Source organism: Stenotrophomonas genospecies 3 (assembly GCF_054473855.1).
The window spans coordinates 221,056-237,965 of sequence record NZ_JBTMUR010000007.1 but is presented as its reverse complement, the minus strand read 5'-3'; the positions used below and the strand labels follow the sequence as shown (position 1 = coordinate 237,965).

12 protein-coding genes are annotated in these 16,910 nt (G+C 66.9%); 8 read left to right on the top strand and 4 right to left on the bottom strand.

The annotated features are described in order from the left end of the window. The first annotated feature begins 222 nt into the window (after window positions 1–222). From ACX9OT_RS11710 to ACX9OT_RS11690, 5 genes are all read left to right on the top strand, one after another. Complete coding sequence (locus ACX9OT_RS11710) at window positions 223–2,646, top strand: putative bifunctional diguanylate cyclase/phosphodiesterase (RefSeq protein ID WP_049424576.1); 2,424 nt, start codon at window positions 223–225, stop codon at window positions 2,644–2,646. A 109-nt stretch (window positions 2,647–2,755) separates the two neighbouring features. Further along, window positions 2,756–4,420: a sensor domain-containing diguanylate cyclase gene (locus ACX9OT_RS11705; RefSeq protein WP_459002188.1), complete on the top strand. Its 1,665-nt coding sequence runs from the start codon at window positions 2,756–2,758 to the stop codon at window positions 4,418–4,420. 34 nt (window positions 4,421–4,454) lie between these two features. After that, complete coding sequence (locus ACX9OT_RS11700; protein ID WP_049424580.1) at window positions 4,455–5,177, top strand: pseudouridine synthase; 723 nt, start codon at window positions 4,455–4,457, stop codon at window positions 5,175–5,177. Between the two features lie 144 nt (window positions 5,178–5,321). After that, window positions 5,322–6,392: a sensor domain-containing diguanylate cyclase gene (locus ACX9OT_RS11695; RefSeq protein ID WP_180844843.1), complete on the top strand. Its 1,071-nt coding sequence runs from the start codon at window positions 5,322–5,324 to the stop codon at window positions 6,390–6,392. A 116-nt stretch (window positions 6,393–6,508) separates the two neighbouring features. Next, window positions 6,509–7,669, top strand: a complete 1,161-nt coding sequence (locus ACX9OT_RS11690; RefSeq protein ID WP_180844844.1) for an AAA family ATPase — start codon at window positions 6,509–6,511, stop codon at window positions 7,667–7,669. Window positions 7,670–7,699: 30 nt separating this feature from the next. Here the strand turns inward: ACX9OT_RS11690 and ACX9OT_RS11685 are convergent, their stop codons facing one another. The 3 genes from ACX9OT_RS11685 to ACX9OT_RS11675 are packed head-to-tail and all read right to left on the bottom strand — an operon-like array spanning window position 7,700 to window position 9,952. Further along, window positions 7,700–8,647 carry a DMT family transporter gene (locus ACX9OT_RS11685; RefSeq protein WP_049461762.1) on the bottom strand — a complete coding sequence of 316 codons (948 nt, stop codon included), beginning with the start codon at window positions 8,645–8,647 and terminating at the stop codon, window positions 7,700–7,702. A gap of 34 nt (window positions 8,648–8,681) precedes the next feature. Further along, complete coding sequence (locus ACX9OT_RS11680; protein ID WP_459002185.1) at window positions 8,682–9,512, bottom strand: DUF72 domain-containing protein; 831 nt, start codon at window positions 9,510–9,512, stop codon at window positions 8,682–8,684. Beyond that, complete coding sequence (locus ACX9OT_RS11675) at window positions 9,509–9,952, bottom strand: VOC family protein (protein WP_032128347.1); 444 nt, start codon at window positions 9,950–9,952, stop codon at window positions 9,509–9,511. Before ACX9OT_RS11675 ends, ACX9OT_RS11680 begins: the two co-directional genes overlap by 4 nt. Before the next feature lie 110 nt (window positions 9,953–10,062). Between ACX9OT_RS11675 and ACX9OT_RS11670 the strand changes: the two genes are divergently transcribed. The 3 genes from ACX9OT_RS11670 (at window position 10,063) to agp (ending at window position 14,928) form a co-directional block, all read left to right on the top strand. Next, entirely contained in the window at window positions 10,063–11,622 is a 1,560-nt protein-coding gene (locus tag ACX9OT_RS11670; protein WP_121503858.1) for a serine hydrolase, read from the top strand. Window positions 11,623–11,821: 199 nt separating this feature from the next. After that, on the top strand, window positions 11,822–13,654 hold the full coding sequence (gene smrA / locus ACX9OT_RS11665) for a multidrug efflux ABC transporter SmrA (protein WP_459002182.1): 1,833 nt from the start codon (window positions 11,822–11,824) through the stop codon (window positions 13,652–13,654). A gap of 44 nt (window positions 13,655–13,698) precedes the next feature. Next, window positions 13,699–14,928, top strand: coding sequence for a bifunctional glucose-1-phosphatase/inositol phosphatase (agp, locus tag ACX9OT_RS11660; protein WP_459002180.1), 1,230 nt, complete (start codon window positions 13,699–13,701; stop codon window positions 14,926–14,928). A gap of 142 nt (window positions 14,929–15,070) precedes the next feature. Here the strand turns inward: agp and ACX9OT_RS11655 are convergent, their stop codons facing one another. After that, the gene (locus ACX9OT_RS11655; protein ID WP_459002178.1) at window positions 15,071–16,879 is read right to left on the bottom strand and encodes a DUF885 domain-containing protein; all 1,809 of its coding nucleotides are present in this window, start codon (window positions 16,877–16,879) and stop codon (window positions 15,071–15,073) included. Window positions 16,880–16,910 lie beyond the last annotated feature (31 nt).

The window sequence follows — 16,910 nt, the reverse complement described above, 5'->3', positions numbered from 1 at the left end:
ACCTGCGGTCCTGAACAACGCCAGCCTCCGGGCTGGCGTTGTCCGTTATGGGCCTGGAAAAGGGGACGGAGGGGATTAAGTCGTTTATGCCCGGCAGTGCGCTTATGCCGAAAACGACTTAATCCCCTCCGTCCCCTTTTCGCATGGCAAACACATTGCCGGTCATAGGCTGGGCCGGTTCCAAGGGAGGTTGTCACCGCAGCACATTCGGGGGGATCCGGGATGGGTAGAAGTGGCACGGACCAGCAGAGCCGGCGGGTGCCGATGACCCGTGGCCTGGGATTGCGCTTTGCGTTGTTGACGGGCATGGCGATCGGGTTGGTCGCGCTGTCCGCGTTGATCCAGGAACTGCAGGCGGCCTCGACGGCCTGGATTGCCGGCCAGGGCTACTGGTCGCGAGGGCAGCAGGATGCGACCGCTGCGCTGAGCCGCTACCTGGCGCGTGGCGATGCGCAGGACCTGGATGACGCGCGCCAGGCCCTGCGGATTCCGTTGGGGGATCTGCAGGCCCGGCTGGCGCTGGAACAGGCGGTACCGGACGAGGAGAAGGCCCGGCAGGGTTTCCTGCAGGGCGGCAACGCGCGCGCCGATATTCCACGCCTGGTGTTCTCGTTCCGCTACGCCCGTGACCTGGGAGCATTCCGCGAAGCCACTGCACTGTGGCGGCAGACCGATGGTGATCTGGAGGCTGTGCAGGCCCTGGTCGCCGAGCTGCAACGGAGGCATGCGGCAGGTGAACTGCCCGTGGCCGACCGCAATCGCTACCTGCAGCAGCTGCGGGATCTCGACCGCCGCCTGCAGGTGCAGGCCCAGGCGTTCTCGCAGGCGCTGCTGAGGATGGCCACCATGGTCCGGATCGCCACGCTGATGGTTGGTGGCCTGTCGGTGCTGGTGATCAGCCTGATGGCAGTGGCGCTGGCGCGTCGTGTAGGCAAGGACCTGACCGAGCACGAGAGCCGCTTCCGCGCGGCGTTCTACCAGGCCAATGTCGGCATGCTGAAGCTCGACACCGATGGCCGCGTGGTCGAGGCCAACCAGGCGATGGCGGATATCCTCGACTATCGGCGCGATGTGCTGCTGCAGATGCTGCTGGGTGACCTGCTGATGGAGGGGGAACTGGTCCTCGATGGTGTCGGCCGCATCGACTGGGACCGGCAGCTGCGGCCGAGCGAGCTGCGTTTCCGCCGGCGCGATGGCAGCCTCGTCTGGGGACGCTGGAGCGGTACCGCGGTTCGCAGCTCGGGCGGTGGATTGTCGGTGTTCGCGATCATCGAGGATGTCAGCCAGAACCATGCACTGGCGCGCGAGATCGAGCATCACGCCAGCCACGATCCGCTGACCGGCCTGATCAACCGCCGCGAGATCGAACGCCTGCTGGAACGCGCGTTGCTGCAGGTCCGGACCGACGGTGGTACGCATGCGCTGTGCTACATCAACCTGGACCACTTCAAGCTGGTCAACGACAGCTTCGGTCATGCCGCCGGCGACCAGATGCTGCGCGGTTTCGCCGACTATCTGGTGGCGGCGGTGCGTGATGGCGACTGGGTCGGCCGCCTGGGGGCCGATGAGTTCGCGGTGTTTCTCGCCCACGCCGGCCAGGATGAAGCCAAGCGGGTACTGCAGCGGGTGATCCGCAACCTGGGCCAGGCCACGTTCCCGATCAGCGAGGGCAGCCCGCAGTTGAGCTGCAGCATCGGCGTGGTCGAGGTCAGTGCCGAGGCGCCGGACGCGAACTGGTTGATGAGCGCCGCCGACAGCGCCTGCTATGCGGCCAAGCAGGCCGGTCGCAACCGTGTGCACTGCTTCAACGAGAACCGCATGGCGCTGGAGGAGCGGCGGCAGGAGGCCGAGCGTCTGCAGGGTGTCAGCCTGGCCATGGCGGAGAATCGCATGCTGCTGTACGCGCAGCGCATCGCCCGCGTGGGCGATCCGTCCTACCTGCATTACGAGGTGCTGGTGCGCATGCGTGGTACCGATGGCAGCCTGCATCTGCCCGGTCAGTTCATGCCGGCGGTGGAGCGCTATGGCATGGCGGTGGCGCTGGACCGGCACGTGCTCGGGCTGCTGTTCCGCCACCTGCAGGTCTGCCCGGCACACGTGCGCCAGCTGGGCCTGTGCAACGTCAACGTTTCGGCGCAGTCGATCGCCGAGCCGGGATTCCTCGCCTTCGTCTGCGACCTGCTCGAGCGCAACCGCGCGCTGGCCTCGAAACTGTGTTTCGAGATCACCGAGACCGCGGCGATCAGCAACCTCAGCCAGGCACGCGCTTTCATCGATGCGGTCAAAGCGCGTGGCTGCCGGATGGCACTGGATGACTTCGGCTCCGGCCTGTCCTCGTTCGGCTATCTGCGCCAGCTGCCTGCGGACATCCTGAAGATCGACGGCACCTTCGTGCGTGACATGGACACCGACCCGGTCAGCCACGCCACGGTGCGGGCGATCAGCGAGCTCGGGCGGGAACTGCAGATGGAGGTGGTGGCCGAATGGGTGGAAACCGCCGAGGTGGCTGGCGCACTGACCCGGCTCGGCGTGCAGGGCCTGCAGGGCTACGCGATCGAGCGGCCGCAGCCGCTGGAACGGATGACCCTGAGTGACCTGAGGCCGGTCCGCCTGGTGGCGGTGAAGGGGCCTCCGGCCGCTGGCTGAACGGCGCACGGCGACTTTGGTCTACACATGCGTGGCGTGCCCGGCTGCGATAATGCGCGCCAGGGGCGACGCGCAGTGGGCGCGGACGTAAGCAGGAACAGGATGTGGCGTGGGCGTCAGGCAGTGGCGGTACGAAACAGGGGCGCTGCTGGTCGTCCTGCTGATGGGAGTGTTGCTTCCCGGTCTGGTGCACGCGCGCCTGGCCGAGGCCGGCCGGGATTTCCTGCTGGTTGGCGCACCGACGGACGAACCGACACCCCATCGTAGCTGTACGCCCACGATGCTGGCCGGGCCGCGCGAGCAGGTAGAGGTACCGGCGCCGCCCGGGGGCTGGTCGGGGCAACCCCAGGCGCTGGTTGTGTTCAACGTGTTCGCTGGCGAAGTCCGCGTACAGCATGGTGACCGCGAGATCTGCGGCAACATGCACGATGCGCGCACCCGTGATTCGCGCTTCCGCGCCGGCATCGGCCTGGTGGCGGTGCCAGCGGCAGGCAGCCATGAGCCGTTCCTGGTGTCGTGGCAGGCGCCGCTGAAAGCGCGCTGGGTGCCAACCTTGCGGCTGGGGGCGCCCAGTCCGGTCCAGCAGAACGATACCGCCCGCCTGCTGGTGCGCGCGGCCTGCATCGCGGTGGCGATCGCGCTGGCGCTGTCGGCATTGATGGCCTACCTGACCACCCGTGACCGCAGCTTCCTGGTCTACATCGGCGCGACGATCGTGGTGGTGGTGTGGCAGGCGGTTCTTGGCGGCTTGAGCGGTTATCCCGAACCGTGGCTGCCGGTGGGCGAGCGCGGCGCATGGTGGCTGCTGGCGCTGACCGCCGCGACCCAGGCGCTGGTACTGCCCGCTCTGTGGCGCCTCAACGGCGGGGACCGCTTGCTGCCACGCTCGCGGCCGGCACAGCAGGCTGTGCTGTGGGGCCTGATGGGACTGGCCGCGCTGGTGCCGTGGCTGCGCTGGGACACCCTGGCGCTGGTCGCGCAGAGCCTGCAGCTGACCTTCATCCTCGGTTGCCTGTTGTCACTGGCCGCTGGCATGCGTGCCTGGTTGCGCGGTGACTGCTGGGCGTTGGCGGGCCTGGCGGCGCTGGTGCCACTGCTGGTGATGATCGCAGCCGATGCCAGCAGTGCGGGGTGGCTGCTGGAGTACCGGGTGGAAGCACTGCAGCTGTCGGTGACCTGGCTGCTGATGATGGCCGCCTATGCCATGAACCAGCGGTTGGGCCGGCTGCGCCAGCAGCGCGATGAACTGCGCCAGCTGGCCGAAACCGACGGCCTGACCGGGCTGCCCAACCGCCGGGCCGGCCTGCAGCAGCTGGCCCGTCACCTGGCACAGGTCGACCGTGAGCGCGGCCCGCTGGTGATCGGCTTTCTCGACATCGACCTGTTCAAGGACATCAACGACCGCCATGGCCACGCGGTGGGCGACCAGGTGCTGGTGGCGGTAGCGCGAGCCCTGCGCACGGCAGTCCGCAGCCAGGACGAAGTGGTGAGGATGGGCGGCGAGGAGTTCCTGCTGCTGATGCCGGGCATGCCGCGCGAGGCGGCGTCGGCGCGCTTGGACCGCCTGCGCCAGCGCATCACCGAAGCCGGCCAGGCCCTGCAGGTGCCGGGCCTGGAAGTGACCGCCAGCATCGGACTGGCGCAGTGGCGGCCGGGTGAGGATGACCTGGCCGGGCTGCTGCGGCGGGCCGACCATGCCATGTACGTGGCCAAGCGGGCGGGTCGCAACCGGGTGTTCGACGGCGAAGAGCTCGATCCGCCGGCCCCGGCATGAAGCGTAGCGGGCGGCGATGCCGGATAATAGGGAGATGACCACCCGACTCAACAAACATATCGCCGACACCGGCTTCTGCTCCCGCCGCGAGGCCGATCGCCTGATCGCCGCCCGCCGCGTCACCGTCAACGGCCACGCGGCCGGCACCGGTGCGGTGGTGGGCGAGGAAGACCAGGTGCTGGTCGACGGCCAGCCGCTGCGCGCGCGCGTGGCACGCAAGCCCGGCGCCCGCCGCCACGTCTACATCGCGCTGAACAAGCCGGTGGGCGTGACCTGCACCACCGAAACCTCGGTCAAGGGCAACATCGTCGACTTCGTCGGCCACGAACAGCGCATCTTCCCGATCGGGCGCCTGGACAAGGAGTCCGAGGGACTGATCCTGATGACCAGCAACGGCGACATCGTCAACCAGATCCTGCGTGCCGAGAACGGCCACCAGAAGGAGTACCTGGTGGCGGTGAACAAGCCGGTCACCGACGAGTTCCTGCGTGGCATGGCGCGCGGCGTGCGCATCCACGACCAGATGACGCTGCCGTGCAAGACCTCGCGCATCGCCAAGTTCGGATTCCGCATCACCCTGCAGCAGGGACTGAACCGGCAGATCCGCCTGATGGCCGCCGAATTCGGCTATCGCGTGACCCAGCTGCGCCGCGTGCGCATCGACAACATCAAGATCGGTGCGCTGAAGCCGGGCCAGTGGCGCAACCTGACCGAGCAGGAGCTGCAGGGCCTGCTGCCGAAGCAGCTGGACTGGTAACGCGCGGTAGCGCCGGCCGCTGGCCGGCTGCACCAGGCATCGAATGAGCGCGGGATGCCGGCCAGCGGCCGGCACTCCCCGTTGTGCGGATTGCGCACCGGCATCAGCTAGACTCCGCAGTGACCTGCCGGAACGTGACGCTGCATGATCAAGCCCGACAAGCCTGCCAACGAAGCCCTGCGGCTCGAGGCGCTGTACCGCTACCGGATCCTGGATTCGCAGCGTGAGAAATCCTTCGACGACCTGGTCGCGATCGCCAAGGCAGTCTGCGGTACCTCGATGGCGGCGGTGACCCTGATCGACGTCGAACGGCAGTGGTTCAAGTCGATCCAGGGCATCGACGCGGCGGAAAACCTGCGCAGCGAATCGATGTGTGGCCACGCCATCCTGCAGCCGCAGGAAATCATGGTGGTCGAGGACGCGTTGCAGGACATCCGCTTCCACGATAATCCGGTAGTGACCGGCGACCCGCACATCCGCTTCTACGCCGGTGCGCCACTGATCAGTTCCGATGGCCTGCCTCTGGGCACGCTGTGCGTGTTCGATGCACATCCGCAGCACCTGCCCAGCGACAAGGCCGAGGCACTGGCCGCGCTGTCACGGCAGGTGATGCTGGTGATGGAGCTGCGCCGTTTCGCGCTCGACATCCAGAAGCACATGCTGGAACGCGATGACTACGAGCGCCTGCTGTCGGAGTACCAGGACGTGCTGCTGGCGCAGAATGCCGACCTGGCCGAGCAGAGCCGCACCGATGCGCTGACCGGCCTGCCCAACCGCCGCGCAATGGCGGCGGCACTGGAAGAGGCGGTGGTGAAGATCGATGGGCAACCGGGCGTCGCCTGCGTTGCGTTGCTCGACATCGATCATTTCAAGCACATCAATGATTTCCAGGGCCACGCTACAGGCGACCGGGTGCTGGCCGAGCTGGGCGTGCTGCTGCGCTCGCACTTCGCCGGCCGCGGCATGGCGGCGCGCTACGGCGGTGAGGAGTTCGTGGCGGTAATGCCGGGCACCGACCTGCATACGGCCGAACTGCAATGCGAGTTCCTGCGCCTGGCCGTGGCTGACCTGCCGCTTGGATTCCCGGTCACGGTCAGCATCGGTGTTGCCCAGCACCAGCCAGGTGAAAGCGTGGATGACATGCTGGCGCGCGCCGACAAGGCGCTGTACCGGGCCAAGGGCAATGGTCGCAACCGGGTGGAACGGGCGGGCTGAAGCACCCCCAGGTAGATCCACGCCATGCGTGGATGCAGTTTCCGATTCACATCGCGTCGCAGTTCCTGCGATCAGAACCGGGCAGCATGACCTCTCTGTTTCCCCGGATGCCAACCATGCTGCAGACCCTGGCCATCGCCCACTATCGCTCGCTGCACGGGCTGGTACTGCCGCTGCAGCAGTTGAATGTGGTGACCGGCGACAATGGCAGTGGCAAATCCAGCCTGTACCGCGCGCTGCGCCTGCTTGCGGAGACCGCGCAGGGCGGCGTCGCGGCGGTTCTGGCCCGCGAAGGTGGGCTCGGTTCGGCGCTGTGGGCGGGGCCGGAAAAAATGGACCGTCGGGTTGCTGCCGGCGAAATCCCCTTGCAGGGCGGCCCACGTCAGGAATCGGTGGGATTGAAGCTGGGCTTCACCACCGACGAGTTCGGCTATGCCATCGACCTGGGCTACCCACCGCCCAGCCGTTCGGCCTTCGCACTGGACCCTCAGATCAAGGCCGAGGCGATCTGGGCCGGGCCGTTCCTGCGCAGCGCCAACCTGCTGGTCGACCGACGTGGGGCAATGGTGCGGCAACGCCATGCGCGCGGTTGGGATCTGGTCGATGACCGGTTGTCGCTGTTCGACAGTCTGTTCACCCAGGTTGGCGATCCGCAGCGCATGCCGGAAACCATCGCCCTGCGCGAGTACATCCGTCGCTGGCGCTTCTACGACCATTTCCGCAGCGACGCCGATGCCCCGGCACGGCAACCGGCGATGGCCACGCGCACGCCGGTGCTGCATCACGACGGTCGCGATCTGGCGGCGGCCTGGGTGACCATCCTCGAGATCGGTGATCCGGGCGCACTGGCGCGCAGCGTGGACGATGCGTTCCCGGGCGCCACGGTGGGGTTCGAGGAACTGGACGGTCGACTCGCCCTGCGCTTCCACCAGCCGGGGCTGCTGCGGCCGTTGTCGATGGCCGAGCTGTCCGACGGCACGCTGCGCTTCCTGCTGCTGGCCGCGGCACTGCACACGCCGCGCCCGCCGCCGCTGCTGGTGCTCAACGAACCGGAGACCAGCCTGCATCCTGACCTGCTGCCGGCGCTGGCGCGGCTGATCATCGCGGCCAGTGCGCGCAGCCAGGTGTGGGTGGTCTCACACGCCAGCCGACTGATCGCAGCACTGGAGCAGGCGCCCGGCTGTCATTCGCTGCATCTGCACAAGGAACAGGGGCGCACGCTGTTGAGCGGGCAGGGCCTGCTGGATGCCCCGGCATGGCACTGGCCGCAGCGCTGACAAGGCGATTCGCACCCTGCGCGGATACGCTCAATCGGCGATGTTGCGTGCTTCCGACGTACCGAGAATCTCCGGGTGCTGCACCGGCTTGCGGCGGTTCAACAACGGATGCAGGAACACCGCGCCGACGATGATCGCCACGCCCAGGTAGAACCACGGCGTGACTTCGTGCTGCTCGCGCAGCAGCACCACCGCCAGCACCACCGCGTAGACCGGTTCCAGGTTGGTCACCAGCTGCACGGTGTAGGCGCTCAGGTGGCGTAGCGCGACCAAGGCCAGGGCGAACGGCAGCAGCGTGCAGAACCCGGCCAGTACCAGTAGCAGGATGCCGTCGTGCAGGTCCGGAACCACCCATAGTGGGCTGGCCAGCGCCGGCAGCAGGTAGGGCATCAGCGGTGCCAGCAGGGTCAGGGTGAGGGTGCCGGCGCCCAGCTCCAGTGCGGTGACCGTAAGCGGATCGGCGTGGCTGACCATGCGCTTGTTGAGCGAGCCGAACACCGCCACCAGCAGCGCCGATATCGCGCCGATCAACACACCCAGGCGCATGCCATCGGGCACGCCACCGACCACCAGTGCAACACCCGGCAGCACCGCCAGGCCGAAGGCGAGTTCACGCAGCTGGAACGGTCGCTTGGCTACCCACGGTTCGATGATCGAGGTGAATACCGGCGCCAGCGCGATGCAGGTGGCGGCCACCGAGGCGTTGGCCAGCTTTACCGCGCCGTAGAACGTCAGCCAGTGCAGGGCGACTAGCGCGCCGATGCCGGCGTAGCCCGCCACCAGGCGCAGTGGCAGGGTACGCAATCCGCGCCAGACCCGCGGCAGCAGCGCCAGCATCGCCGTCACCAGCAGCATGCGCCACCACACCAGCGGCAGCGCCGGCAGGGTGATCAACTTGCCGAGGATGGCGGTGACGCCCCACAGCAGGACACAGAAGTGGATCTGCCACAGCGCTTTGCGGGTGTCGGGTGTGCTCATCCGCCTATTGTGAGGCAAGGCGATGACCGCAGCGCTATCCGCGTGAGGATTTGCTGGCCCCATCTACCCGCCGCTGCAGGGCCATCGCCGCCGCCGGGTTGCGTGCCTTGCCCGCACCAATGCACAGCAGGTAGACCTCGCGCGGCTCTGACGGTGCCGGCGCGGCCTGGCAGGGCAGGTCGTCCACCGGCTCGCCGCGTGACCAGCGTCGTGCGCGCTCCGCCCAGCGCTGCTGCACCGGGGCCGGCAGGCCCTCGTTCAAGCGGGCCTGGCTGCGCTTGATCCTGGCGTAGACGAAGCCGGCACTGACATCGCCGTGTAGTGGCGCCTCGTCGCTGTCCTCGATCACCAGCGCCACGCCGTGTCGACGGGCGGCAGCAACCAGTGCCGGGCCATGTGCCTCGGCATTGCGGACCTCCAGCGCATGCTGCAGCGTCACCCCTTCCAATTGCTTCGGTAGCTGCGCCATCAGGGCACCCAACGCATCGGCATCGGCCGGATGGCGCGGATCGAACTGCCACAGCAACGGGCCGAGCCGGTCACCGAGTGCCAACGCCGCCTCAAGGAACGGTGCGGCGGCCTCCACGGTGCTGGACAGGTCACGGCGCTGTACCAGGTAGCGTGGCGCCTTCATCGAAAACCGGAAACCGTGGGGTGTCTGTGCGGCCCACTGCGCGCACTGCGCCGCGGTGGGCGTGCGGTAGAACGTGCCGTTGATTTCGATGCAGCGCAGGGCCCGGCTGGCATGGGCCAGCTCTTCGCGCTGCGGCAGGCCTGGCGGATAGAACATGCCGCCACGCCATTCGGGAAACACCCAGCCACCAATGCCGCAGCGGATCTCCGCCGGACGGGCGGTCGCGGTCACTGGCCGTGGTCCGCGCGCCACGGGTCGTAGCTGCCGAACCACCACAGATAGCCTTCCGGGTCGGCGCAGGCGTAACCGCGTCCGCCATAGTCCTGGTCGGCGATGTCGATGACAATGCGGGCACCGGCGGCCTTGGCCCGTGCATAGTGCGCATCGGCATCGGTGACGATCACGCAGGCGTTCTGGGTCTGGCGGCCGCCGACCTCATCAGGCATCGCCGCATGCTGGTTCCACTCGCTTTCCTTGTCGGCCGAGCCGAGCATGATCATGCCGGTGCCGAAGGTCAGCTGTGCATGGAACACCGTATCGCCATCGGCGTAGACGGCCTGGGCATGGAAGCCGAAGGCGCGCTGCAGCCAGTCGATGGCGGCCTGCGCGTCGCGATAGCGCAGGCATGGAATGATGGTGGAGCCGTTGCTCGGTTGGCCGTTCCCGCCCATGACACCCCTCCTATGGCACAGGGCAGGGTGCGCTGCAGACCGTTACCATCGCGCGAAACCCCGGTGACGGCCTGCACATGGCCGCCACCCCTGTTCGGAGATCGTGCTGGATGAAACCCTGGATTGGAGGAGCCGTGCTGCTGGCGTGCACGACCATGGCGAGTGCTGCCACCCCGGCGCAGCTGCAGGACCTGGATGCGACCGTCGAGCGCGTGCGCGCGCAGTTCGACGTGCCCGGCATTGCCGTGGCAGTGGTCAAGGATGGCGAGGTGGTGCTGGAACGCGGCTGGGGCGTGCGCGAGCAGGGCAAGCCGGAACCGGTGCAGGCCGATACGCTGTTCGCCATTGCTTCCAACACCAAGGCGTTCACCGCCACCTCGCTGAACCTGCTGGCCGAGGACGGCAAGCTGAAGATGGACGACAAGGTGATCGACCACCTGCCGTCGTTCCGCATGTCCGATCCGTTCGTGACCGGGCAGATGACGATCCGCGACCTGCTGTCGCATCGCAGCGGGCTGAGCCTGGGCGCAGGTGACCTGCTGTTCTGGCCGACCACCTCCTACAGCAATGCCGAAGTGGTGGAGCGGCTGGGCAAGGTGCCGCTGAAGGGCGGATTCCGCGAGAGCTATGCGTACGACAACATCCTGTACGCGGTTGCCCAGCAGGTGATCGAGCATGTCTCCGGCATGAGCTACCAGCAGTTCCTGCAGACCCGCATCTTCGACAAGGTGGGCATGGCCGGCACACGCTACAACGCCGATCACCTGAAGCCGGGCGACAAGGCCGCGGTCGGCCACGCCAAGTACGATTTCAAGGACCTGCGTACCGTTGCACCGCTGACCTGGTCGAACAATGCCGGTGCCGGTGGCATCTATTCCAGTGCGCACGACATGGCGCGCTGGATGCAGGTGCAGTTGGCCGAAGGCAAGCTCGCCGATGGCACTGCGCTGTTCAGCGACAAGAGCCAGCAGCAGATGTGGCGGATGATCACGCCGCAGTCGATTCCGGCGCCGAGCGTGCCGGAGCTGGCGCCGGCGCGGGCCAACTTTGCCGGCTACGGCGAAGGCTGGAGCCTGAGTGACTACCGCGGCCGGAAACTGGTCTGGCATACCGGTGGCTGGCCGGGCATGGTCTCGCGTTTGACCCTGGTGCCAGGCGAGAAGCTGGGCGTGGTGGTGCTGACCAACCAGGAAGTAGGCGCGGCGTTCAACGCGATCACCCTGAGCGTGCTTGATGCTTACCTGGGCGGTGAGAAGCACGACTGGGTGGACGCCTATGCCAAGGCCGTGACCAAGGGCCAGGACAAGGCCGACGAGGCCTGGGCCAAGCACCAGAGCGCGCGCGACAAGGGCAGCAAGCCATCGCTGGCACTGGCCGGCTACACCGGCACGTTCCGCGACCGCTGGTATGGCGACATGCAGGTCAGTGCCGAGGGCAAGGGACTGCGCCTGCGCTTCATGAAGACCGCGCAGCTGAGCGGGCGCCTGGAGCATTGGCAGCATGACACCTTCATCGTGCGCTGGGACGACCGTTCGCTCAACGCCGACGCGTTCGTGAACTTCAGCCTGGATCCGGACGGCAAGGTGCGCGAGGTGCGCATGCAGTCGATCTCCGACCTGACCGATTTCAGCTTCGATTTCCAGGACCTGCTGTTCACCCCGGTGAAATGACGCCGCCGGGCGTGGCCCGGCGCTGCCGTTTGACGAATCCCATCGGTAGTGCCGGCCGCTGGCCGGCAACCTGATGATCCCCGGAAGCGTCGCGAGGGGGCCGGCCAGCGGCCGGCACTACCGGAACCGCGGCGATCATCGGCTGGCGTACACACGCGGCGTGGGATACTCCGCCGGCTATTGATGGCGAGGGAATGCGATGTTCCGTTGGTTTGAATCCCTGATTCCGGTGTTCCCGCCCGTGGACGGGCGCATGCCGCCGCGCAAGGTGGTGCCGTTCTACCTGCATTACTTGCGCCCGGTGTGGCCGGTGCTGCTGGCCACCCTGATCGCCGGCCTGCTGCTGGCGCTGGTGGAAGTGGCAATGTTCGATTATCTGGGCCGCATCGTCGACATGGTCGCCGAGCAGCCGGGGGCCGATTTCTTCAAGCGCCATGCCAACGAGCTGGGCTGGATGCTGTTCATCACGGTCATCGCGCGGCCGATACTGGTCGGCCTGCACAACCTGCTGGTCAACCAGGCCATCGTGCCTGGCCTGAGCAACCGCTCGCGCTGGCTGATGCACAACTACGTGGTGCGGCAGAGCCTGAACTTCTTCCAGAACGACTTCGCCGGCAGCGTGGCCAACCGGGTGATGCAGACCGGTACCTCGCTGCGCGAGTCGGCGGTGCAGATGGTCGACTCGCTCTGGTACATCGTGGTCTACACCGGCACCGCGCTGTACCTGTTCGCGCAGGCCGACTGGCGGCTGATGGTGCCGTTGATCCTGTGGCTGCTGGCCTATGCAGTGATCCTGGCCTACTTCGTTCCGCGCGCGAAGGAACGCGCATGGATCGCCTCCGAAGCGCGTTCCAAGGCGATGGGCCGCATCGTTGATGGCTACACCAACATTCCCACGTTGAAGCTGTTCGCCCATGGCGGACGCGAGCAGGCCTATGTGGCCGAGTCGATCCAGGAACTGGCGGTCAAGCACCGTGCGCAGACCCGCATCACCACCGGCATGGACCTGACCATCGCCATCGTCAACGGTTTCCTGATTGCCGGTACCTGTGGGCTCGCGCTGTGGCTGTGGAACGGTGGCCACATCACTGTTGGCGCGATCACGCTGGCGACCGGCCTGGTGATCCGCATCCACAACATGTCCGGCTGGATCATGTGGACCATCAACGGCATCTTCGAGGACATCGGTACGGTGCAGGATGGCATCACTACCATCGCCCAGCCGCTGACCGTGCAGGACCGCGAGGATGCGGTGCCGTTGCAGGTGATCCGTGGTGGCGTGCACTTCCAGGACATCCACTTCCACTACGGCAAGAAGGGCGGCGTGATCGCCGGACTGGACCTGGTGGTGAAGCCGGGCGAGAAGATCGGCCTGGTCGGTCCTTCCGGTGCCGGCAAGTCGACCCTGGTCAACGTGCTGCTGCGCCTGTACGACCTGGAAAGCGGCCGTATCCTGATCGATGATCAGGACATTGCGTACGTTACGCAGGAAAGCCTGCGCCGGCAGATCGGCGTGGTCACCCAGGACACCTCGCTGTTGCATCGTTCGATCCGCGACAACCTGCTGTATGGCCGCCCCGATGCCACTGACGAGCAGCTGCATGCCGCCGTGGCCAAGGCGCGCGCCGCAGCCTTCATCGATACGCTGGTGGACGGGCAGGGCCGGCGTGGCTACGACGCGCACGTGGGCGAGCGCGGCGTGAAGCTGTCCGGTGGTCAGCGCCAGCGCATCGCCATCGCCCGCGTGCTGCTGAAGGACGCACCGATCCTGGTGCTGGATGAGGCGACCTCGGCACTGGACTCGGAAGTGGAAGCGGCGATCCAGGACAGCCTGGACCAGCTGATGGGCGGCAAGACGGTGATCGCGATCGCGCACCGGCTGTCGACCATCGCACGCATGGACCGGCTGGTGGTGATGGACCGGGGCCGCATCGTCGAGACCGGCACCCATGCCGAGCTCATTGCGGCCGGTGGCCTGTACGCGCGCTTGTGGGCGCGGCAGACCGGTGGTTTTGTGGCTGCAGACCAGTAGACCCACGCCATGCGTGGATGCATTCCTTGGGGTCGGAGGCCCGCATGATTCGTTCTCTACGCCCCCTGCTGCTGGCGCTGGTGCTGGCACTGGTCGCCACTGCCGCAGCCGCTGCATCGCCATCAGTGGAAGGCGAAGCCCTCGAGCAGGTCATCCTTCTCAGCCGCCACAACCTGCGCGCACCGGTGGTGGCATCGGGCGCGTTGGCCAATGCGACTCCGGAGCGCTGGCCGAGCTGGGACGTAGGCGCCGGCGAGCTGACCAACAAGGGCGGCGTGCTGGAGGTCTACATGGGCCGTTACATCGGCCAGTGGCTGCGGCAGGCAAAGTTGCTGCCGGCAACGGGCTGCCCGCAGCCGAGCGACTTCCACGCGCACGCCAACAGCCTGCAGCGCACCCAGGCCACCGCGCAGTTTTTCGTTGCCGGTGCGTTCCCGGGCTGCCACGTGACGGTGGAACAGCGCATGCCGCTGGGCACGATGGATCCGTTGTTCAATCCGGTGATCCACAACGGTGATGCGGCCTTCCGCGAACGCGCGTTGTCGGCGATGCAACAGGCGCAGGCCGCATCGGATCTGGCACCGGCGCTGGCGACGGTGGAGGCGATCACCCGTTACCCGCAGTCGGCTGCGTGCGCAGGCCGCAGCGAATGCCACCTGACGCCGGCCGATTCCATTTTCAGCGCAGAGCCGGGCAAAGAACCGCGTACTTCCGGTTCACTGGCCCTGGCCAGCGGGCTGGTCGATGCCTTGTTGATGGAGCACTACCAGGGAAGTGGCATCCCCCGCGAAGGCTGGGGCCGATTGAACACGGACGCCCAATGGCAGGCGCTGGCGCAGATCCGCAACCGCTACCAGGACATCCTGTTCGGAACACCCGAGGTGGCGCGGGACGTGGCCGCGCCGCTTTTGGCAAGAATAGACGGGCTGTTCGAAGATCCGGCGTCACCGAAGGTGAGCCTGCTGGTCGGCCACGATTCCAACATCGGTTCCGTGCTGGCGGCGCTGGGAATCACGGACTACACGTTGCCGGGCCAGTATGAGAAGACGCCGATCGGCGGCCTGCTGCAGTTTGAACGCTGGCGTGATCGTGGGGCCGGCGAAGTGCGCTTCCGCCTGGCCTACGTCTACCCGACCACCGCGCAACTGCGAGATGCGCTGCCGCTGAGCGATGTACAGCCACCCGGTCGGGTGGAGCTCGCGCTTCCCGGGTGTGGGCAGAATGGATGCAGTGACGTGCAGTTCGAGCGCCTGCTTCATCGCGCGCTGAATTGAATGCCATCCACGCATGGCGTGGATCTACTGGCAGGCGGGTAGTAGATCCACGCCATGCGTGGATGGGTCCATCCCGGGACGCCGAACAGAAAACGGCCCGGGTTTCCCCGGGCCGTTCCGTTTCCAACTCACACCTGCGCGATCACTCGATCGGCTGGTCCAGCATCAGCTGGCGTGCGAAACGCACCGGCGGGGCGCCGTAGGACAGCATCTGGTCGTGATAGGCCTTGAGGTTGAACTTGTCACCCAGCTTGTCCTGCATCGCCTTGCGGGTGTCGAAGTGTTCCTGCGCACCGACGAAGTAGGTCGGCAGCTGTGCCGAGGTCAGCTGCGCGCGCACCCACTTGCCCGAGGCTTCGCTTTCCTGCTGGAATGCGTCATGGGTCATCAGGTGCATCGCCTTTTCGCGATCCCAGTTGTCCACGTGCACGCCCTGGTCGAGGATCGCGTTGGAGATCGTGCGCAGGTAGAACTTCAGCTGCACCAGGTGGAACAGCGGGTCGTTGTTGAGGTAACCCTGCTCCTGCATCATGCGCTCGGTGTAGACCGCCCAGCCTTCGGCGAACAGGCCTGAACGCAGCACCGCACGCAGGGTGGAGGGGAACTTGGCCGAATGCCAGCCTTCCAGGTAGTGGCCCGGGGTGCCTTCGTGGATGCTCAGCAGGTGGATCATGCGCGAGTTGTACTCACGCAGGAACGAGTCGACCTGCTTGTCGTTCCAGTCGTCCGGAATCGGCGACACGGCGTAGAAGGTCTTCAGGTTCTTGTCCAGCGGACCCGGTGAATCACAGTAGGCCACGGCCACGCCACGCTGGAATTCCGGCATCAGGATGATGTCCACCGGCGCGTCGGGCAGCGTCATCAGATCGTGCTCGCGCACGAACGCGGTGGACTGCTCCAGTGCGGCCTTGGCATCGTCGACGACCTTGTCGCGTGCCGGCTTGTCGGCGTAGGCCAGCTCCAGCGCGGCCTCGATCGCCTTCTGCTGCTGCTCGTCGGTCGGCTGTGCCGGCATCTCCGGTGCGCCCGGCTTGTCCTTCAGCACGGTCTGCGCGATGCCGTACATGTCTTCGCGCACGCGCTTGAGTTCGGCGCGTGCTCGCTCACCGATCTCCTGGCGCGACAGCGACGAGTTCAGCGCGAATTTCAGCTTCTGGTCGTACTTTTCCGCACCGATGCGGAAGTCGCCCTTGGCGTTCGGCACCAGGGTCTTGTCCAGCCAGGTCTGCTGTTCGTCCACGGCCTTCTTCAGGCCATCGATGGCGGCCTGCAGGCGCTGCTGGTCGGCCTGCGGAAGTTCACCGATGTGCGGGGTGATGAAGGTATCGACGATGCTGAGGATGCCCTTGTTCTGCTTGGCCACCGTTTCGGCGTGGATCTTCGGCACCCGTGCCGGATCCAGGTTCTCGCGGGCCTGGGCGAAGATCGCCGGCAGCTTTTCCATGCGCGCGGTGGCCGACTTCATGCGCTCCGGCAGCGGCGCGAACTCGCGCGCCATCAGGCCGTAGATCGCGCTGCCGGCGATGCCGTTGTACAGCTGCGGGTCCCACTTGCCGGACTGCAGCACTTCGGCGTTCCAGATTTCCGACTGCAGCTGGTTGCGCAGGATCGCTGCGTCCACCTGGTTCTCGCGGCCCAGCTTGGCCACCTCGATCTTGTCCAGCTCGCCCAGCAGCGCCTTGTAGGCTGCCAGGGTCTTCTGCTGGCCGGCGGTACTGAGGTCGTCCAGCTCGCTGTCGTAGCGGTGGTCACCGATCTGGGTAGCGCTGACCGGCGACAGCTGCATCCAGGTGTCCAGGGCGCGCTTGGACAGGTCGGCGAAGGCGGCATCGACCGCCGCGTCACCGGCCTGCTGGCTGGTGGCCGGGGTGGAAGCGTTGGTCGGGGCGTCGGCGGGCTGGCAACCGGCCAGCGCGGCGACCAGGGCGAGGGCAAGAAGATGCGGGCGCATCGGCGTTCCTGTACGGGGTCAAACCCTGAGC